The following is a 20,016-nucleotide window of genomic DNA, read 5'->3' as shown; positions in this document are numbered from 1 at the left end:
CGGATGTCCCGTTACGCTTTCTCCTCTTCCAACAACTCCAGAGGGTGAACCCGATCCTTTTTCAAATACCGGTTGAGCTTCGGAATGGATTTGCTACAAAAGTGGTAGCTGAATCCGCCGATGGATTGCTTTAGCGCCCAGAAGGTACATTTGTTTTTGAACCGGGCGGTATAAAGTTCGATGATCTAGGTCGCCTCCAGTGTCAGATCGGTGCTGGCTAGAATGGAGCATCGCCTGTTCGGATTCACCAGCAAAAACCACAGTTTTTGGTTACTCTTTGGCCCCATAACATATCCAGACACAGGTAACTGACGGATTATTCATTGCCATACATGCTCACGATAGCGTACTCAAACGCGGCGATACAGCTTTAAAACAGCTCGGCCAAGCACCACCTTCGTCCTCTTTTTACGGTAGCGACCCCAGTCTGTGGCAGGTGTACCATGACGTTCATAGGCAACGGTATTGGACTTGGCTTCGGTTACCAGATCCATCCGGATGCTGCCGAATTGGTTCCATTGTTCAACCCCCGCAAAGCAGGATTGATCAGAGGTATTTAAAACTATTTCCGGGACGTGCCCTAGTAAAAACACAGCATGAGGCCTATGACAATGACAACAAACCCGTGAAATGCGACTTCAAAATTACGTCACATTCAACACAATTGATATTGATTATCAATATCAATTGTGTTAATATAATTTTGTTTACTAGTGAACAAAAAAATCTAATGGAGACACTGAACTTGGTCTGCAACTACTACAAGAGAGGGGAGATTGGGAAATTGGAGTTTCAAAATCATTTTAAAGGTCATCTTTACGAGCAATATATTAAAATGCTACATCTGAATGAACTGTATACTGAACAAGAATTTAACTCGTTTCGGCAACAGGCCAGAAAGTACCAGATTGACATGCTTTCCAACAATATTACTAGTGTGCACGTTATTGATTGCATTGGTGATTATGAACCGATAAATCATACCGGGATTGTGGAGAAGATGGGGTTGTCCAAAGCTAGCATTACTAAAATTAGTGCAAAGCTGCTGGAAATGGGCTTCATTATGAGAAGTCAACTGAACAGCAATCGTAAGGAGATTTACTTTAGTTTAACGGATAAGGGAAGACACGTTTATCATTTGCATAAAGAAATGCACAAAGAAAAAGAAGAAAGGTTTTACCAATTCATTGAATCCTATTCAGAGGTTGAGCTGCAGACTATTGGAAAATTTATGAGTGATTTGGTGGCGCGTGCCGAAGAATACTCCGAAGGGAAGTTTACGATAAATGACGACATTAAAGATTGAGGAATTAAGATCCAAGATTGAAGGGAAAGAAATTTTAAAAGGGCTCACACTGGAGATTCATGGCGGAGAGATTCATGCGATTATGGGGCCTAATGGGACGGGAAAAAGTACATTGGCTTCAGCTTTAATGGGCCATCCCAAATATGAGGTTACTGGCGGTAAGGTGACATTGGACAATGAAGACCTTCTGGAGATGGAGGTGGATGAGCGTGCCCAGGCAGGCTTGTTCCTCGCAATGCAATACCCAAGTGAAATTGCTGGCGTGACCAACTCGGATTTTCTCAGAAGTGCCATCAATGCACGGCGTGAAGAAGGCGATGAGATATCCTTAATCCGTTTTATCCGTGAAATGGAGAGCAAAATGAAGGGGCTGGAGATGAATCCGGAATTTGTGCATCGTTATTTGAATGAGGGATTCTCTGGCGGTGAAAAAAAGCGGAATGAGATTTTGCAAATGATGCTACTTGAACCCAAGTTTGTGATCCTGGATGAAGTGGACTCAGGGCTTGATATTGATGCACTGCGTATTGTGGCCAATGGCGTAAATGAGATGCGCAGCCCGGATAGAGGCTTTTTAATCATCACCCATTATCAACGACTGTTGAATTATATTACCCCGGATTTTGTGCATGTCATGATGCAAGGCCGGATAGTTAAATCTGGCGGTCCGGAGCTTGCCCACCGTTTGGAGGCTGAAGGGTACGATTGGGTGAAGGAGGAACTTGGGATTACGGATGAGACGGTAAGGGATGCTTAAAAGCCGGAGAGGAGGAACAGCACGTGGATATACAAGCTAGAGTTTCAATGGATGTGGACGATTTACGCGCATGGTCAAGCGCTAAGGATGAACCTCGTTGGCTGATTGAACGCCGCGTTCATGCACTCGAACTGGCAGGGACGCTGGAGTTGCCTAAAGTGGAGAAAATCAATCTTGAAAAATGGGATATCTACGAAAGTGGAGATTACAAAGCAGAGAATGCGTGGTCTAGTTTGGAGGAAGCGCCGGAGGTTGTTCGAGGTTTGGTTGCTTCTCCGGTGAAAGGCGGACTAATCGTTCAGTTCAACTCGGATGTAGTGTATACGAAATTGTCCGAGAGCTTAGCCGCCCAGGGAGTCATTTTAACGGATCTGCATACTGCGGCAAAAGAGCATGAGGAGCTGGTTCAACGTTATCTCTTTCAGGCAGTAAAGCCAGAAGAACATCGTTTATCTGCTGCACACAGTGCCTTATGGAGTGGTGGCGTTTTTCTATATGTCCCAGACGGTGTAGAGGTTGAAGCACCTATTCAAGCGATCTTTCTTAACGATACAAGCGGTGTGTGTTTTGCTCCTCACGTCTTAATTGTGGCAGGGAGCAACAGCAAGATCACTTATGTGGATAATTGTGTATCGAGTGGTGATGATGTCAAGGTATTGCATAACGGTGTGACGGAGGTCTTCGCGGGGGCGGGCTCAAAGGTGCAAGTAGCTTCGGTTCATCAGCTTGCTGTAACTACAACAGATTTCACCCAGCGACGGGCGGTCGTTCTTGCTGATGGGGGTGTGGAATGGATTATCGGTGAGATGAACAATGGTTATACCGTGAGCGATACCAAGACTTTGCTACAAGGCAACGGGGCGGTCTCCGACAATAAGGTGATTGCTATTGGCACGGGCAATCAAAAATCGAGCTATACAACTCAAGCTCAGCATTTTGGCAGAAGCTCGGTAAGCCAGATGATTACGCGTGCAGTCATGCTTGAAGAAGCTACGGCCATTATCAACGGCATTACAAAGATTGAAAAAGGTGCAACCCATTGTGATGGTCAGCAAACAGAACGCGTGCTTATGTTAAGTCCTAAAGCTCGCGGCGATGCCAATCCGATCCTGCTGATAGATGAGGATGATGTAACCGCGGGTCATGCTGCATCCGTGGGGCAAGTAAATGCAGAGCAAATCTATTATCTGATGTCGCGCGGGATATCACGGAGTGAAGCCGAACATCTTGTTATTTTCGGATTTCTCGCTCCTGTCATTTCGGAGATCCCGCTGGAAGGTGTTCGCAGTCGCCTAAAAGATTTAGTGGAAAGCAAGCTCGGCAGATCATAGCAAATCAAAATGAATCTTGAAAGGTTAAAAAGGAGTGATACCAATGGCTAAAAAAGCACCAGATATGGGCGAATATAAATATGGGTTTCGCGACAAGCACCAGTCTATTTTTCAATCTGGAAAAGGTCTGACGGAAGAGATTGTCCGGGAAATTTCCCGAATCAAGGAAGAGCCGGAGTGGATGCTCAATTTTCGGTTGAAAGCTTTGAATCAATTCTACAAAATGCCGATGCCTGAATGGGGAGCGGATTTGACCGAGCTAAATCTTGATGACATCCAGTATTACGTTCGCCCTTCTGAAAAACAGGGAAAGACCTGGGAGGAGGTTCCTTCCGAGATCAAAGCAACCTTTGACAAGCTGGGAATCCCTGAAGCGGAGCAAAAGTTCCTGGCGGGCGTATCCGCTCAATATGAGTCGGAAGTAGTTTATCACAGCATGCGGAAAGAGCTGGAGGATCAGGGCGTTATTTTCCTTGATACGGATAGTGCATTAAAGCAATACCCCGAAGTGTTTAAGCAACATTTTGGGACGATCATCCCTCCCGCCGACAATAAATTTGCGGCGCTTAATAGTGCGGTTTGGTCAGGCGGTAGCTTTGTATACATTCCGAAGGGTGTTCAGTGCGAGGTACCTATACAAGGTTATTTCCGTATTAATTCTGAAAATATGGGTCAATTCGAGCGGACATTAATTATTGCCGAAGAGGGCAGCTTTGTCCATTATGTTGAAGGATGTACAGCACCTATTTATAGTACCAGTTCTCTGCATAGTGGAGTTATTGAAATTATTTGCCGGAAAGATTCCCGTGTCCGTTACACGACCATTCAGAATTGGGCTCCTAATATCTACAACTTGGTAACCCAAAGGGCTGTGGCAGAAGAAAATGCCACAATGGAATGGGTGGACGGCAACATCGGCTCCAAGGTAACAATGAAGTATCCGGCAGTATTATTGAAAGGACGGGGAGCCAAGGGGTCCATCCTGTCTATTGCCGTAGCCGGTAAAGATCAGCATCAAGATGCTGGCGCGAAGGTAATTCACCTTGCTCCCGAGACAACATCTACGATTATATCCAAATCCATCAGCAAGCAGGGCGGAAAAGTAAACTACCGAGGGTTGTCCAGCTTCAGCCGCGATTCCGCAGGGTCCAAGTCCAATATTAAGTGCGATACGTTGATATTGGACCACATGTCAACATCAGATACGATTCCGTACAATGAAATTAAAAACGATCAGATTACTTTGGAGCACGAGGCAACAGTATCCAAAGTGTCCGAGGAACAATTGTTTTACTTAATGAGCCGCGGGCTTACAGAACAAGATGCTACACAAATGATTGTAATGGGCTTTATTGAACCGTTTACCAAAGAATTGCCAATGGAATATGCCGTTGAAATGAATCGGTTGATTCAATTTGAGATGGAAGGAAGCATCGGTTGATTCATTAATTTAATAGATCAAACCTTTATCATTCTTTAAAGAAGTGCGAGGTGCTAGTAATGAAGAAAAATAATTCGGACGATTCAGAACTAGCTCAAATTACGCGAGAGATACGAAAACTTCAGTTCTGCCTCAATATGCTGTCAGGATTGAGCGCAAGTTGCGGTGTGATGATACCTTTAGACTCTATTCATACGCTTATAAGGGAACTTTCGGATCAAGAGGTCACTCTTAGGCAAAAAACCAAGGATCACTCAGACGATCTAGGGTGAAAAAAGGTCTGAATTGACGGTTGGTAAAACAATGGGAGGAGTTGGCATGATGGATGAAAATGGAGTTTTATTCGATGAAGTATCGGAAGTTCTTCTCAAACTACGTCCTTTCTTACTGCGTGACGGTGGAGATGCTGAACTGGTCGAAGTTGAGAACGGTATAGCAAAATTAAGATTTTTGGGAGCTTGCAATGGTTGCCCAAGTGCTACGATTACGTTAAAGGTTGCTATTGAGCGCGCAATTCTTGAGGAAATTGATGATATTAAAGAAGTTGTACAAGTATTCTAAATTCCTTGATACTGAGCAACTGAGTTAGTCCTGTCGCAGACCATAGCCACGGAAGTTGATCCCGCTGCTCAATACCAAAGTACATCGACAGATTACCTTGCGGGTCGAAATCGACGAGCAACGCTTATCCCCCTTCATTAAACAAGGTATTATCAAGATTGTATTCGGTATCGAGTGGGAAACCGTAGAGGTTCAAGTCCTCTCGTCGGTATACACAAAAGGATGATAAAATGCTTAAAGGCATTTTATCATCCTTTTATTATATATTCATGATTTTGGCAACAAGGTTAACATGGATTTGACCAGCGCTTTGATCTTATCGTAAGATGATGGTACTGAAAAAACTTTTCTAGTTTACCGAGCGCGAAAGAAATGAGGGCGAATATGCAGGAAAGAATTTTGGAGGCTTTTGTAGATGAAGTTCATGAAAATGGATTGAAATTTACGATGGATGATCTTGCGAAAAGACTCGCTATTAGCAAGCGTACGTTGTATGAAAACTTTTCGTCTAAGACGCTTATTTTAGAAACACTTATTGAGCGTACAAATGATGATATGATTCGAAAAACTGAGCAGATTATCCAAAATAATGAGTTATCTTTGTTAGACAAGATTAAGCAGTCGATTAGGGTCATGCCTCTGTATTATAAGTTTTACGATTTAAGAATATTGGACCAGATGAAAAAGTATTATCCTGAACAATGGAAAAGGGTACATGCCGATTTAAATGATTGGTCTCCGATTAGAACATTAATTCAGGAAGGCATCCGAGAAGGAATTATTGTGAACAAAAATGAGGCTCTGATCATGAAGCTTATTATTGAATCTGTAAATTTAACGCTTGATCAGCGTTTCTTTCTGGATAACAGTGTGACGGTAGAGGAAGCTACTTATTCTATTGTAGATATTTTGTTGTTCGGTTTGGTCGAAAATTAAAAAATAGCCTCAACAATATGCTGCATATTTGAAGAGGCCACTTTTTTATATGAAAACTAAGAAAACATTTTTAGTTTCAATTGTTTTTTGAAAAGGGATAATGAAGTTTACCTGATATCGAATAAAGAGATACGGAAAAGGAAGGGTGGTAATATGTCTATACTCACAAGAAATCGAGGAGCAATGCTGTTATTGATGCTTAACATTTTTTTGGCATTCATGGGGATCGGCTTAGTTGTCCCTGTATTACCTAAATTTATAAGTGAGCTAGGGATGAATGGTTCTTCGATGGGACTGATGGTTGCAGCTTTTGCGTTGACTCAGCTTTTATTATCACCATTGTCAGGAAAGTTGTCTGATCGTTATGGACGTAAAAAATTGATTGTTTCTGGGATGTTCATCTTCATGTTATCAGAGCTTGTTTTTGGACTGGCTCATTCCATTCCTACCCTGTTCATAGCACGAATCATGGGTGGAGCAGGGGCAGCGTTGCTGACTCCTTCTATAATGGCCTATGTCGCTGACGTGACCTCGTTCGAAGAAAGAGGCAAGGGAATGGGCATGATCAATGCGGCGATCAACACAGGCTTCATAATCGGGCCAGGGATTGGCGGATTGCTTGCCACATATGGAATACGCATTCCCTTCTTTGCGGCAGCTGGAGCTGCGGGAATAGCAGCTATCTTGTCTCTGTTAGTGCTGCCTGAGTCTTTAAGCAAGGAAAAGCAACAATATAATAGAGAGCTTCCACGTCAAAAAGAAAATCTTTTGCAGCAATTTGCCAAGTCATATCAATCTCCATATTTCATGGGTTTACTCATTGTATTTGTCGTTGCTTTTGGGTTAGCGAACTTCGAAACCGTATTTGGACTGTTTGTTGACCATAAATATGGTTTCACACCGATGGATATTGCCATCATCATAACGACAGGCTCCATTTTGGGAGCAGTTGTCCAAGCAACTATATTTGGATGGATCATTAATCGTTTTGGAGAGAAAAAAGTAATTCATCTCTGCTTGGCTATTGGGGGCCTGTTCATCTTCCTAACCCTATTTGCTGAACAGTACATGATGATTATGCTGACGACCTTCATCATTTTTCTGGCTATGGATATCCTTCGCCCGGCAGTAAGTACTTCTCTATCGCGGCAGGCCGGAGATGAGCAAGGCTTTGTGGCAGGCATGAACTCATCCTATACCAGCTTGGGTAATGTGATTGGACCATTAATTGCAGGACTGTTGTTCGATGTTCATATTAATCTGCCTTATATGGTTGCAGCTATAGCGTTACTGGCTTGTCTCGTCCTTTCACTACGTTCCAAGCAAGCGGGTGAGCAACATTCGATAGCCCGTGCAGCAGAACAGCATAGAGGAGGATAGCCGCAGGTCTATACTCATCCCCGACTTAGGTCTAGGTTCAAAAACCGTCTGGGGTCCGTTTTGTCAAACGCTTGTTCAGCGTACAATAAGGACATAAGCAAGACACAGTGAAAGGCGGTGAGAGATGATGAGAGTTAACAAAGGGAATGGGTTAGCCATTGTACTGATCGTGTTGGGTTCGATTATGCTGCTCGGTAAGTTTACTCCGTTTTTCGGTCACTTTTTAGGACATCTGATTGGTTACTTAATTCCGATAGCTATGGTTATGCTAGGCTACTACGGTGTGAAAAAAGGAAATGCGCTCTTCGGCTGGATCGTACTTGTACTTGGGGTACTGATTTTGCTCGGCAAACTGTCCTGGCTTCTGGGACCACTACTGGCAATCGGGTTGATTATATTTGGTGTTTCCCTGCTGAGTGACCGCAGAAGACGTTACTGATTTTAGCAGTTTAGCGAATGAAGAAATATTGCAGTAACAAAGTTTTAATTATGGGGATACGAATTGTGAAAGGAGCAGATGCAAATGAGTGTTTTTCGAAGAATGCGCGATATTACGGTAGCGACCTTCAATGAGCATTTGGAACAAAGCCAAGACCCAGTGCAACTGATTGACCAGTTCTTGTATAATACCCGCCAGGAAATTGCCGAAGCGGAAAAACTCCATCAACAGTATGCGATGCATACAAGACAGATGAAGCAGCAGTTGGATCATGCATTGTCCATGCAGACCAAACGGGAGGAACAGGCGCTACTGGCTTTGAAAGCTGATGAAGAACATATTGCGAAGCTGGCCCTACAGGAGAAAATGCTATATGCAGAAAAAGAAGAGCAGTATAGAGAATTGTGGGAGCAGAGCCGTGAATCACTACGTGAGCTAGAACAACAGCTAGATACGTTAAAGACAGAATATCAAACGGTACACAGCAAGCGTCAGTATTATGCGGCACGTGTACAGACGTTGAGACTCCAGCAGCAAATGAACGAACGGGCTGGTACATACGGTGGACGAAATGTTCCCCGAATGTTCAACCGCTTGGAAGACCGGGTAGCCGATATGGAAGCAGAAACGATGAGTCTGCGTGATTTACGTCGGGGTGAGGGCGACCATGCACAGGATGCCCAAGGCGGTGGATCGCTGCTCGAACAAGAGTGGGCGAGACTGAAAAGCAAGCTGAACAACAGCGGGAAGGAGTAATTTGATAATGACCCGAATTTACAGATCAAGCCGGGATAGAGTAATAACAGGTGTATGTGGCGGTCTTTCTGACGCAACAGGAATGGACTCAACATGGATTCGTATTCTGGTTGTGATCAGTTTCTTTATTACAGCAGGAACCACATTTATGATTTATGTGATTGCGGCACTGGTTATCTCCAAGGAGCCGAGATCTCCTTTCGATGGAGGATTTGGCCCTGACAGCGGGCCCTACCATCAACAGGATCCACGCTATTATGGCAGTAACAATACAAGATCGCAGTATGGGCAGGGAACTGGTTACAACCAGGGCGGTGCATATGGCAATTCGAACCCGTTTTTTGGTCAAGATGCCCGCAACTCATCCAAATTTAACACAGGTCAGAACAATGACTTGGATTCCATGATGGAAGATATTGAGAAAAAGGCAATGAAAAAAGAATTGGCAGAGTTACGCAAAAAAGTAGAGCAATTTGAGAAGGGAGATCGTAAATAATGGGGATCTTTAAAAGAATGAAGGATATGACAAGAGCATCGGTGAATGAAGTGTTGGATAAAGTGGAAGATCCGATTATTATGTTGAATCAATATCTGCGCGATATGGAGGCGGAAATTCACGAGGCTGAGGTAACGGTTGCCAAGCAAATGGCGAATGAACGACGTATGAAACAGCGTTTAGAGGAAGCGGTACGTGTATCCAATGAGCGTGAGAAGCAAGCCGAATCCGCATTGCGAAATGGTCAGGAAGAAGTAGCGCGCAAGCTGTTGGGAGAGAAGATTTATTTTGTGCAAAAGCAGGACGAATACCGCGACTTGCATACACAAGCTGAGCTTCAAGCAAAAGAATTAGTACAACAGCTTCACGACATGAAAGATGAGTTCTATAAAATGCGCAACAAGCGCAATGAGTTAGTATCCCGTGCTCAAATGGCGAAAGCCAAAAAGCAAATGTCTCAAATCAATAGTTTGCATACGATTGAAAGTGGGTCTGCTTCATTGGGCTTCCACCGTATGGAAGAAAAAATTATGCAAATGGAAGCTGAAGCTGACGTACTGCGTGCTCCTTACCGTCAAGCTCCAGGAGAAGCATATGTTAATCCGGCTGAGGCTGAAAAACAGTTTAAAGTGGATGAGCAGCTTCAACAGCTTAAGTCCAAAATTCAGACAGGTGTTAAACCAGTCGATATGAAGAAGGACTGACTACTCGGAAACAAGACATTATGATATGCTGTATGGAATGGACATTGGTCGATGATCGTGCCTAATCTGTATGGTTCAGGAAAGCCATATGGCGGAATGTTGCGCCACTATGGCTTTTCCGTCCTGTATAAACAAAAAGGGGGTGCAGCATGGAGAGAAGAAAATCAGCCTTGGCACTGGCAGGGATTGGCATCGGAATTATCATTTTATTCGGTCAGTGGATTGGGTTCCTCTCCGTGGTTGCACTGATCCTAATGTTGGCCGGAATATATAAGATCCGCAATTCCAAAATCAAAAAGGGTTACACGATGCTCGCGATTGGTGCTGGATTGTTAGTGCTGGATCATTTGTTCCTGTTTGTTGTAGTTACACTAGCATCATTAGCTATATTCTATTCACGTTCAAGGAAGCTGCATAAAGGTCAAAGCTCCATATTCAAGCACAATTTTATATCCAATCATAAATGGGATGAAGTGCCTTGGAGCCTGCGCAGCACAAGCATATGGCATGTGGTTGGGGACGTGGATGCCGACCTGACGTTGGCTCTTCCAGAGGAACGTGAGCCCGTCATATTTTTGCAGGGGATCTTCGGTGATATTGACATCACCCTACCGGATAATTACGGTGTAGAGGTGGAGATGTTCATATTGTTCGGACAGATTCAGTTCGACCGGGACCATGAGGCGGGGATGCTCAATCGACTAGTTTGGAAGTCTCCCCATTTTGAGCAGAGTGAGTATAAAGTGAAGTTTGTTGTTTCGTACTTGGCGGGCGATGTTCGCGTCCGATTTTATTGAATCAGGAGGAGCCGGGATGAATCATAAAAAAGCGTCCAACATGGTAACCCGCAGTATGGGTGAAGGTATCCTCCTGTGTGTTGTTGTAGGCGTAGTTGTCTTTTATATGCTGTATACATATGGATATGTGAAGTCGTTTCCAACCTGGGGAATGATATTGAAAGTTGCAGGAGCCGTTATACTGGTGTTGATTGGTACAGGGGCAATGTACGGATTTTATGAGAGCTACCGCTTTAAAAGCAGACTGGAAATGTTGAGAGAGACGTTGCTGATGTGGGAAAAGGGAACCCCTGCACGTGAGTTGCCGCCCCTAGGGCATGATGAACTTGGTAGACTGGGAGAGCAGCTGGAACGGATTGGACGTAAATGGCAGGAACAAGTTACGTCTTTACAACGCTTATCCACGGATAATGCTCAGTTGGCGGAACAGGCACGGATGACTGCGATTGTGGAGGAGCGGCAGCGGCTGGCCAGAGAGTTGCATGATGCCGTATCACAGCAATTATTTGCTATTTCAATGACCGCGACGGCTGTGGGGAGGACGCTGGATAAGGATTTTGATAAAGCACAGCGTCAAGTTGCACTAATTGAAGAAATGTCTTCTGTGGCACAATCTGAAATGCGGGCGTTACTACTTCATCTACGGCCTGTCTATCTGGAAGGGAAAAGGCTTGAGCAGGGGTTGCGTGATTTGGTACAGGAGTTGCAGGCAAAGGTACCGATGGAGATTGATTTTGAGATTGAAAGCGGAGTACAGTTGGTTAAAGGCATTGAGAACCACTTGTTTCGTATTGTTCAGGAAGCGATGTCTAATACATTGCGCCATGCCAAAGCAACCCGCATGGAAATTCGTATCGTGCAACGCCCGGATTCCATCAGGCTGACGATTCGGGATAACGGTATTGGTTTTGAACTGGATGAGAAAAAGCAGACTTCATATGGATTATCCACCATGCAGGAGCGGGTGAGTGAAATTGGAGGGGCTATTCAGTATATAACGGCTCCGGGAAAAGGTACACGGATTGAGGTGTCCGTGCCAGTTATTAATGATGAAAGCGGAAGGAACGATGATCATGGAAACGGAATTACCGATTAGCGTACTGCTGGTAGACGACCATGAAATGGTACGAATTGGTCTTGCGGCGGTGCTGGGGACGGAAGAAGGTATTGAAGTGGTCGGCGAGGCCGGAAGCGGAGAAGAAGGCATACGGTTGGCTTCCGAATACAAGCCAAATGTGATTTTGATGGATCTGGTCATGGATGGCATGGATGGCATCGAAACGACACGCCAAGTAACTCGTCTGCTTCCAGAGACAAAGGTGATTGTGCTGACGAGTTATTTAGACGATGAGAAAATGTATCCGGTCATTGAGGCAGGGGCATTCAGCTATTTGCTTAAAACGTCTCGCGCTTCCGAAATAGCGGATGCGATCCGTGCAGCTGCACGTGGACAGTCCGTACTAGAGTCACAGGTGGCCTCCAAGATGATGAATCGATTCCGCCAGCCACAGGCTGAAGCGCCCGCCCATACGGAGCTGACTGATCGTGAGATGGAGGTACTTCGCCTGTTGGCACAAGGGAAGTCTAATCAGGATATCGCAGACGAGCTGATTATCGGGATTAAGACGGTAAAATTCCATGTCACGAACCTTCTCGCTAAATTAGGAGTGGAAGACCGTACACAGGCGGCGATCTATGCCTATAAGAACGGATTAGCAGAGTAGAATGTAGAATAAACGAATACAAAGAACCGGAGACGATAATAGTTCTCCGGTTTTTTGTGTTCTATAACAAGGTGTTTAGATCAGGAGGAATAAAAAGGCGATTAAAGCCAGATCTAGTGCAAGCCCTGCACCGTATCCATATCCGCCGTACCCACCGCGATAGCCTGCTCTGCCATTTCCATAACTACTATAGCCATTTCCAGCAAATCCGCCTGCGTCATAAGGAAAGGATGGACTCAAAGGTGCATTGGGCGGCTTAATTAAGGCATTTAGTTTGGCAGAGGTACGAACTTTGTTTTTAGGATTCCTTTTTTTCTTTTTAGAGGAAATCTTTTTAGGGGTTTGTTTTCCTTTGTTACTGTAGCTCCCGGCATAGAGACTGCCAGGAAAGGAGGGTGGATATCCGTTCAACATCAGCTTGCCTTTGCTACACCCACTTAAGATGCCGATGTGTCGTGTACCATCACGCATAACGGCACAGACCAGACGTCCACCATGAGGTGCCACACTGGCTTCATTTACAGGATAAATCGGAAACATGATTTCACCTCTTTTGGTGTAAGATGCATTGTGATCATAGTCTATTCTTATGGTGCCTACGATGTATGGTCGAACACCCAGTAGGCAGATGAATATTTTAGAAGGGCTTTGCCGTATTGCTGTGTGTATAAAACCTCTGACAACGGGAATGCTATTGATAGATTCATAGATTTCAAACCAGCCGAAAAAGAAAGTATCCAGAGCGTAGGTGTGGGAATCGGATGGTTGTGTGGAGCGGGAGGAACGATAATGCTAAAAGCAGAGTTGATTAGAAAAGGGATTATTACGATTTTGGTATTAGGAACGGTGCTGGTACTGGCTGGCTGGCGTTACGGAACCCTTCAGACAAACCGATATGATTCCCGCGAGGCAGAAACGGCTTTACGCTCATTGTTAACCATCTCGGACCAGGCCCCGGGTACGCTGGATAAGCTGGTTGTGAAGTGGCAAGGCGATTGGATTTCTAACCATGAAAAGCCGGCAGATGTAGCGGCACAGATAGCTGATCAGCTGAATATACCCACAGTAAACAAACTCGTGGAAAATGGACACACGGTTTATCGTTCTGTTCGTAATAGTGAGGATCTAAAAATCCGCTTAAATGTAATGGAACGTCAAACTGGGCAATGGTATGTAGTCGTTCAACTGGAGAGCAACGATGCAGGACGTGAGCAGTTGATTCAGCTTCATAAACTCTGTGCTGAGCAATTAAAGTCTATGGGGATTCAAGCGCAGTGGAACACGGCCCTTCAGCGTTCGCTGCATACAAAGGAATCCAAAGATCAACTGTTGAAACTGACAGAAGCGAGCTTAACAGGGAACATCTCCATGCAGGCCAAAGAAAGATATACGGATGCGACTACTGTGGCTATATCCTATGAAGCTCCAGAGCTGCCGTTAATGATTCAAAGCGGTGAGCATCAGGTCCAGATGCAGATGGCTGTACATGAAAATAAGGAGCAACAGGATACACGTATAACGCTCGGTTTTCCGCTCATCACGATTGAATACTGACTTATAAGGTAAATTGATGATTCATCGGATAGCTTATCCATGGAGGATATGCTAAAATATCATCAAATCTTTAGTTCCATGTTTTTCGAAAATCAAGTATGATCTTGTATAAATATACACAATACTACATGCGGATTTCGGGGATTGTGGATTGCGGAATCTTGACATGGGAAGAATGAGGTACTACATGGCTGACATACCTGCTAAAGAATCTGTTGTGACGCAAGGCGCAGTTCTGTTTATTTTTGGCGCTACGGGCGATTTGGCTCGTCGCAAGCTTTTTCCTGCTATTTACAGCTTGTACCGCGAAGGCAAGCTTGCTGAGGATTTTGCCGTTATTGGCGTAGCAAGGCGTCCTCGCACAGAGGAAGAATTCCGTAATGACCTGTACGCTTCCATACAGGAGTTTAGTCGCTACAAAGCAGAAAATGATCAAGATTGGCAGGCATTTGCCGAGCATTTTGAATATAAATCGCTTGATATCAACAATGTCGAAGGGTTCCATGAGTTGAGACAGCAGACGGAGTCTATAGAAAGCAAGTTTAACATACCGGGAAATCGGTTGTTTTATTTGGCCTTGGCTCCTGAATTATTCGGAAGCGTGTCTAAGAGTTTGAAAGATGGCGGCATGATGGATGGCAAAGGGTGGAATCGTCTTGTCATTGAGAAGCCATTCGGTTATAACCTCGAATCTGCACAAGAATTGAACGTTGAAATACGAGAAGTATTTGCCGAAGAAGAAATTTATCGGATTGATCACTATCTTGGCAAGGAAATGGTACAAAATATTGAGGTGATCCGCTTCGCGAACGCCTTCTTTGAACCACTGTGGAATAATAAGCATATTGCCAATGTGCAAATTACGCTTAGTGAAACGGTAGGGGTGGAGGAACGCGGAGGTTACTACGATCATTCCGGCGCCTTGCGGGATATGGGACAGAACCATATGCTGCAAATGCTAACGATGATTGCGATGGAGCCACCTAGTCGTTTGTTGCCTGAGGATATCCGTGATGAAAAGGTGAAAGTGCTGCGTTCGCTGCGCCCTTTTGAAACGTCTGACGATGTGAAAACCAATGTGGTGCGTGGTCAATACATCGAAGGCAGTTATCGCGGTCAGCAGTTGCCGGGATATCGCCAAGAAGACAAGGTTGATCCACAGTCAAACACAGAGACTTATTTTGCTTCACGCGTGTTTGTTGATAATTTCCGTTGGGCTGGCGTACCGTTCTATATTCGTACGGGCAAACGTCTCCCTGTAAAAACAACGGAGATTGTTGTGGAATTTAAGAGCATGCCAACGAACGTGTACCTCGGTCAAAAGCATAAGCTGGAACCGAACTTGCTCGTAATTCGGGTCAATCCAATGGAGGGCATTTACATTAAAATTAATGCCAAGAAACCTGGCTCGGAATCAGATATTGAGCCATTGGCTATGGATTTTTGCCAAAGCTGTATGGTGGGTATCAACTCACCGGAGGCTTATGAACGGTTGCTGATGGATGCGATTGAGGGTGATTCGACGTACTTCACGCGTTGGGATGAGGTTGCCACGGCATGGGGATTCGTCGATCGAATCGCCAAAGCATGGCAGCAGACCCCGGATACGCTGGAAACCTATGCTGCAGGCTCATGGGGACCGGAAGGTGCTCACAAGCTATTGGAGCAGGATGGCTTCAAGTGGTGGCCGGTTAGCGGTCAGGATGAAGATAATGTCATCTGGCGAGTAGGCGGCGTTCAGTAATCCCGTTTTGTCCTGCATCCCCCTATGTCCTGTTTAGGACGTAAGGGGATGCTTTGCGTTCGGAGTGTGCTATAATAGCTTAGTCTCAGGTTTTCAGTTTGCAACTGATTATTAAGTTAAAGGCAGGCTAAAACATGTAAATAGATCGTATTTATAATGAATATGGTAACGGGGTACGCCGAATAATGGGGCTAACGGCAATGAGCCGATAGAGCCGATGATTTTATGAAAACAGGCGTGCATCATGGCCTTTTTATGAATAGCTTGAGCAGGAATGCAATGGATTTGATCATGAAGGGATATGTGAAATGAGTAAAACAACAGATATACTTCAACAGGAAGTCGACAAACGGCGTACGTTTGCGATTATTTCTCACCCGGATGCGGGTAAAACGACACTGACGGAAAAGCTGCTGCTGTTCGGGGGCGCGATTCGTCTTGCTGGTTCAGTTAAAGCGCGTAAAGCAAGCAAACACGCCACGAGTGACTGGATGGAGATTGAAAAACAGCGGGGGATCTCTGTAACATCCTCAGTGATGCAATTTGATTATAATGGTCACCGCATCAACATTCTGGACACGCCAGGTCACCAGGATTTCAGTGAAGACACGTATCGTACATTAACAGCAGCAGATAGTGCAGTCATGCTGATTGACGTAGCGAAAGGTGTGGAAGCGCAAACGATTAAGCTGTTTCAAGTTTGTGCGAAGCGTGGAATTCCGATTTTCACCTTCATTAACAAACTGGATCGTGAGGGACGCAGTCCTTTTGATTTGATGGAGGAGTTGGAGCAGGTACTTGGCATCCGTTCGGTGCCTATGAATTGGCCGATTGGTACAGGACGCGAGCTGTGCGGTGTCTATGACCGTGTCAAAAATCAGGTCGAGCTGTTTCAGGGAGATGACCATTCCACGATTAAAGTACAAAAAGTGGAAGATTACAATGATCCGATCATTCGTGAGATGGCGGGCGAATATTTGCATGACCAATTATGCCAAGACTTGGAGTTGCTTGATGTCGCGGGTGACCCTTTTGACATGGAGAAAGTACAGCGCGGAGAATTAACACCGGTATTCTTCGGCAGTGCGATTAATAATTTTGGTGTACAAACATTTTTGGAAAACTTCCTTCAGCTTGCTCCTAAACCGGAGCCACGCCGTAGTACAGCTGGGGAAATTGAGCCAACAAACGAAAAGTTTACCGGCTATGTATTTAAAATTCAAGCGAACATGAACCCGGCTCACCGTGACCGTATTGCATTTTTGCGTATTGTGTCTGGTAAGTTTCAACGCGGGATGAGTGTTAAGCATGTACGTATGGGCAAGGAGATTAAGCTGTCTCAGCCACAGCAGTTCCTGGCACAGGACCGTGATATTGTCGAGGAGGCATTTCCTGGCGATATTATTGGATTGTTTGACCCGGGTATTTTCCGTATTGGTGATTCACTCAGCCAAGGTAGCGAGGTTGTGTTTGATGAATTGCCGACCTTCTCGCCTGAGATTTTTGCCAAGGTAACGGTGAAAAATGCCTTGAAGCACAAACAGTATCTGAAGGGTATTGACCAGTTGACCGAGGAAGGTATGATTCAGGTTTTCCGTACGGTAAGCTTTGACGATACACTATTAGGTGTTGTCGGCCAACTGCAATTTGAAGTATTTGAGTACCGCATGAAGGGTGAGTATGGAGTTGATGTACAGCTTCAGCGTATGCCATTCCAATTTGCACGTTGGATTGTGGATGAGCAGATTGACCCGAGCAAGTTCCGTATTAACTCTACGCTGGTAAAGGATAAGAAGGGCAATTATGTCGCCTTGTTCGAAAACGAGTATGCCATGCGTACGGCTATGGAGAAAAACCCGACAGCTAAGTTTCTAGAAATGGCTCCGTAAGATTGAATAAGCAGAACAGTTTGATCTCAGTCATTTAGTGTATACAACGAATAGTCCACTCGATGTGAATGCGAGTGGACTATTTTCATTTTCGAATACGGGTAAAATAATGAGCACAATTAAATTGGAACAAAAAGTTAAATAGCTAGAGCTAGGTTAAAGGCACGGGTTTGATTTTATCGATTTGTTCATGTGCCAAATGGACGAAATCGTGCTGTTGATTTGGGCTCATATGCTTCCAAGCGATTTCAAGAATGACACCCAATCCAGGCAGAGCGGCTTCAGGCCCGTCCACTGACCCAATAATCATATCCGTAAGATCAGCTTCTGATTTGCCGTGTACTTTGTGAACAATTGCTTGTCGTAAATCCATTGTAATGGGCATGTGTACCTCCCGTATGTTGTAGTAGTGATCGTATGTATTATGGCTTGGGCTGTTGTCCAGTATACATGGAGAAGCATTTGGCATAAGTATGTCAAAATTTATGTTTGTAGCATGATATGCTATACTATGACGGACAGTATGGTGATCGGGAGGTAAAGAAGGAATGGCAAAAAAACAGTATGCGGTTATTGGCATGGGACGTTTTGGTTCCAGTGTTGCCAGTGCGCTGAGTGAGATGGGTTTTGATGTGCTGGCTATTGACTCGGACGAGCAGCGTACACAGGAAATGTCGAATATTGTGACGCATGCGGTGTCTGCCGACTCGACGGATGAGGAAGCGCTGCGAGCGCTGGGTATCCGTAATTTTGACGTAATCGTAGTTGCGATTGGCGAAGATATACAGGCCAGTATTCTGACGACATTGATTCTCAAGGACATGGGCGTACCAGCTCTTGTGGTCAAGGCACAAAATGAGCTGCATGGAAAAGTGTTGCAAAAGATAGGTGCAGATAAAGTCGTTTATCCTGAACGGGATATGGGGTTACGGGTAGCCCATCATTTGACATCCCCCAACATTTTGGATTATATCGAGCTGTCCAAGGACTACAGTATTTTGGAGATGAGAGCCGCCGATTCCATGATTGGAAAAAACCTGAAAGAGTTAGACATACGTGCACGCTTCGGCTGCAATGTGATGGCGATTCGCAGAAATCAGGAAATGAACATTTCACCTTATGCCGAGGATCGTCTGGAGCCGGGTGATGTACTGGTCATTGTGGGCCACAAGGATGACCTGACCAAGCTGGAGCTGGCATTTGCAGCCTAATGAGGGCTTGTGTTCAAGTGCAAGTGATACATCATTTATTTTTATTGAAACGGACAAAGAAACGGAAGGTTAAACGAATGGAAATCATTTCACCGAATAATGCGCGTGTAAAAGAGTGGGCGCAACTGCTGGAGAAAAAGCATCGCACACGGCAGCATAAATATATTGTCGAGGGTATTCATCTGGTGCAGGAAGCGCTGCGTTCGGACGCGGCTGTCGAAACCGTCGCCTATGATTTGGACAAGGGCATTCCCGCCGAGCTGAATGGCCTGGATCCAGCAGACCAGCCGGTGGAATGGGTTCCCGTGTCAGCGGCGGTCATTGCAAAATGCACCGATACGAAGACGCCGCAGTCGGTCTTTGCCATCGTGCGTAAGGAGGAGCGCAGCGCATTCCAGGCATTGCTGGAGCAGCCGGATGCACTGGTAATGGTGCTGGACGGGGTGCAGGACCCCGGCAATGTAGGCACCATCATCCGCAGCGCGGACGCTGCTGGAGCCGCAGGCGTAATATTGGGTCATGGCTGTGCCGACCTGTACAATCCCAAAACGATCCGCTCCACGATGGGATCGTTGTTTCACCTGCCGGTGATTGAAGGCAGTCTGGAGGAGCTTTTGCCGCAGGCCAAAAGTAAAGGTGCCCGCTTGCTCAGCACCTCGTTGGATGCGAGCTTGTCATGCTATGCCATAGATTTGCGTGTTTCCACTTGGCTTGTGATTGGGAATGAAGGCCAAGGTATTTCTGATGCTACCGCGCGCATGGTGGATGAGTCGGTATTCATTCCGATGCAGGGGCAAGCGGAATCACTGAACGCGGCGATGGCTTCTACGGTGCTGTTATTTGAGGCCATGAGACAACGAAACTAAGAGAGTGAACATGGGGCTGTGGTTTATAACATCAATTGAGACTAATTATATTATTAAATGAGACTGTTTATACCATCTAAATGAGACAGTCAATGTCCCCGAAAACCCAAGTAGAAGTGGCTTG

The 20,016-nt window shown here is 45.3% G+C and carries 21 protein-coding genes and 1 pseudogene; 19 read left to right on the top strand and 3 right to left on the bottom strand.

Translation table 11 applies throughout. The annotated features are described in order from the left end of the window. Positions 1–350 precede the first annotated feature (350 nt). The gene (locus tag NSS94_RS20290; protein ID WP_161627025.1) at positions 351–494 is read right to left on the bottom strand and encodes a hypothetical protein; all 144 of its coding nucleotides are present in this window, start codon (positions 492–494) and stop codon (positions 351–353) included. A gap of 290 nt (positions 495–784) precedes the next feature. On the opposite strand from NSS94_RS20290, the gene NSS94_RS20285 reads away from it, so the two are divergent. The 14 genes from NSS94_RS20285 (at position 785) to NSS94_RS20220 (ending at position 12,628) form a co-directional block, all read left to right on the top strand. After that, positions 785–1,306, top strand: coding sequence for a MarR family transcriptional regulator (locus tag NSS94_RS20285; RefSeq protein ID WP_029518160.1), 522 nt, complete (start codon positions 785–787; stop codon positions 1,304–1,306). After that, positions 1,287–2,063, top strand: a complete 777-nt coding sequence (gene sufC / locus NSS94_RS20280) for a Fe-S cluster assembly ATPase SufC (RefSeq protein ID WP_029518161.1) — start codon at positions 1,287–1,289, stop codon at positions 2,061–2,063. Before NSS94_RS20285 ends, sufC begins: the two co-directional genes overlap by 20 nt. 23 nt (positions 2,064–2,086) lie before the next feature. Next, the gene (sufD, locus tag NSS94_RS20275; protein WP_445671536.1) at positions 2,087–3,394 is read left to right on the top strand and encodes a Fe-S cluster assembly protein SufD; all 1,308 of its coding nucleotides are present in this window, start codon (positions 2,087–2,089) and stop codon (positions 3,392–3,394) included. A gap of 43 nt (positions 3,395–3,437) precedes the next feature. Then, positions 3,438–4,835, top strand: coding sequence for a Fe-S cluster assembly protein SufB (gene sufB / locus NSS94_RS20270; RefSeq protein WP_341039996.1), 1,398 nt, complete (start codon positions 3,438–3,440; stop codon positions 4,833–4,835). Between the two features lie 321 nt (positions 4,836–5,156). Next, a complete protein-coding gene (locus NSS94_RS20265) occupies positions 5,157–5,396 on the top strand; it encodes a NifU family protein (protein ID WP_013373004.1) in 240 nt (79 codons plus the stop codon). A 384-nt stretch (positions 5,397–5,780) separates the two neighbouring features. After that, complete coding sequence (locus NSS94_RS20260) at positions 5,781–6,332, top strand: TetR/AcrR family transcriptional regulator (RefSeq protein ID WP_029518165.1); 552 nt, start codon at positions 5,781–5,783, stop codon at positions 6,330–6,332. Between the two features lie 129 nt (positions 6,333–6,461). After that, positions 6,462–7,712, top strand: coding sequence for an MFS transporter (locus tag NSS94_RS20255; protein ID WP_275041147.1), 1,251 nt, complete (start codon positions 6,462–6,464; stop codon positions 7,710–7,712). A 127-nt stretch (positions 7,713–7,839) separates the two neighbouring features. After that, a complete protein-coding gene (locus NSS94_RS20250) occupies positions 7,840–8,151 on the top strand; it encodes a LiaF transmembrane domain-containing protein (RefSeq protein WP_013311898.1) in 312 nt (103 codons plus the stop codon). A gap of 84 nt (positions 8,152–8,235) precedes the next feature. Continuing rightward, the gene (locus tag NSS94_RS20245) at positions 8,236–8,907 is read left to right on the top strand and encodes a PspA/IM30 family protein (RefSeq protein WP_013311897.1); all 672 of its coding nucleotides are present in this window, start codon (positions 8,236–8,238) and stop codon (positions 8,905–8,907) included. A gap of 7 nt (positions 8,908–8,914) precedes the next feature. After that, entirely contained in the window at positions 8,915–9,403 is a 489-nt protein-coding gene (locus NSS94_RS20240; protein WP_029518167.1) for a PspC domain-containing protein, read from the top strand. After that, a complete protein-coding gene (locus NSS94_RS20235; protein ID WP_013311895.1) occupies positions 9,403–10,107 on the top strand; it encodes a PspA/IM30 family protein in 705 nt (234 codons plus the stop codon). The genes NSS94_RS20240 and NSS94_RS20235 overlap by 1 nt, the downstream gene beginning before the upstream one ends. Positions 10,108–10,256: 149 nt before the next feature. Continuing rightward, positions 10,257–10,904, top strand: coding sequence for a cell wall-active antibiotics response protein LiaF (gene liaF, locus NSS94_RS20230; protein ID WP_029518168.1), 648 nt, complete (start codon positions 10,257–10,259; stop codon positions 10,902–10,904). A 16-nt stretch (positions 10,905–10,920) separates the two neighbouring features. Next, entirely contained in the window at positions 10,921–12,000 is a 1,080-nt protein-coding gene (locus NSS94_RS20225; RefSeq protein ID WP_029518169.1) for a sensor histidine kinase, read from the top strand. Then, positions 11,978–12,628: a response regulator gene (locus NSS94_RS20220; protein ID WP_013372995.1), complete on the top strand. Its 651-nt coding sequence runs from the start codon at positions 11,978–11,980 to the stop codon at positions 12,626–12,628. The genes NSS94_RS20225 and NSS94_RS20220 overlap by 23 nt, the downstream gene beginning before the upstream one ends. A gap of 75 nt (positions 12,629–12,703) precedes the next feature. Here NSS94_RS20220 and NSS94_RS20215 read toward each other — a convergent pair whose 3' ends face one another. After that, positions 12,704–13,168, bottom strand: coding sequence for a hypothetical protein (locus tag NSS94_RS20215; RefSeq protein WP_029518171.1), 465 nt, complete (start codon positions 13,166–13,168; stop codon positions 12,704–12,706). Positions 13,169–13,417: 249 nt separating this feature from the next. Between NSS94_RS20215 and NSS94_RS20210 the strand changes: the two genes are divergently transcribed. The 3 genes from NSS94_RS20210 (at position 13,418) to NSS94_RS20200 (ending at position 17,815) form a co-directional block, all read left to right on the top strand. Further along, positions 13,418–14,182, top strand: coding sequence for a YwmB family TATA-box binding protein (locus NSS94_RS20210; RefSeq protein WP_341039995.1), 765 nt, complete (start codon positions 13,418–13,420; stop codon positions 14,180–14,182). Positions 14,183–14,369: 187 nt separating this feature from the next. After that, positions 14,370–15,926, top strand: a complete 1,557-nt coding sequence (gene zwf, locus NSS94_RS20205; RefSeq protein ID WP_029518173.1) for a glucose-6-phosphate dehydrogenase — start codon at positions 14,370–14,372, stop codon at positions 15,924–15,926. Positions 15,927–16,234: 308 nt separating this feature from the next. Then, positions 16,235–17,815 (top strand): peptide chain release factor 3, encoded by a 1,581-nt coding sequence (locus tag NSS94_RS20200; protein ID WP_029518174.1) that lies wholly within the window; start codon positions 16,235–16,237, stop codon positions 17,813–17,815. A gap of 151 nt (positions 17,816–17,966) precedes the next feature. Here NSS94_RS20200 and NSS94_RS20195 read toward each other — a convergent pair whose 3' ends face one another. Then, entirely contained in the window at positions 17,967–18,200 is a 234-nt protein-coding gene (locus NSS94_RS20195; RefSeq protein ID WP_016819939.1) for a small acid-soluble spore protein SspI, read from the bottom strand. A 160-nt stretch (positions 18,201–18,360) separates the two neighbouring features. On the opposite strand from NSS94_RS20195, the pseudogene NSS94_RS20190 reads away from it, so the two are divergent. Continuing rightward, positions 18,361–19,026: pseudogene (locus NSS94_RS20190) on the top strand (potassium channel family protein); the annotation flags it as partial. A 77-nt stretch (positions 19,027–19,103) separates the two neighbouring features. Then, on the top strand, positions 19,104–19,892 hold the full coding sequence (locus NSS94_RS20185; RefSeq protein ID WP_069012593.1) for a TrmH family RNA methyltransferase: 789 nt from the start codon (positions 19,104–19,106) through the stop codon (positions 19,890–19,892). The last annotated feature ends 124 nt before the right edge of the window (positions 19,893–20,016 follow it).

The sequence above is a fragment of the Paenibacillus sp. FSL L8-0644 genome (assembly GCF_038008165.1).
In the GTDB taxonomy this organism is placed as follows: domain Bacteria; phylum Bacillota; class Bacilli; order Paenibacillales; family Paenibacillaceae; genus Paenibacillus; species Paenibacillus polymyxa_D.
Note: the sequence above shows the minus strand (reverse complement) of the source record. Positions and strands in the feature narration are given on the sequence as shown.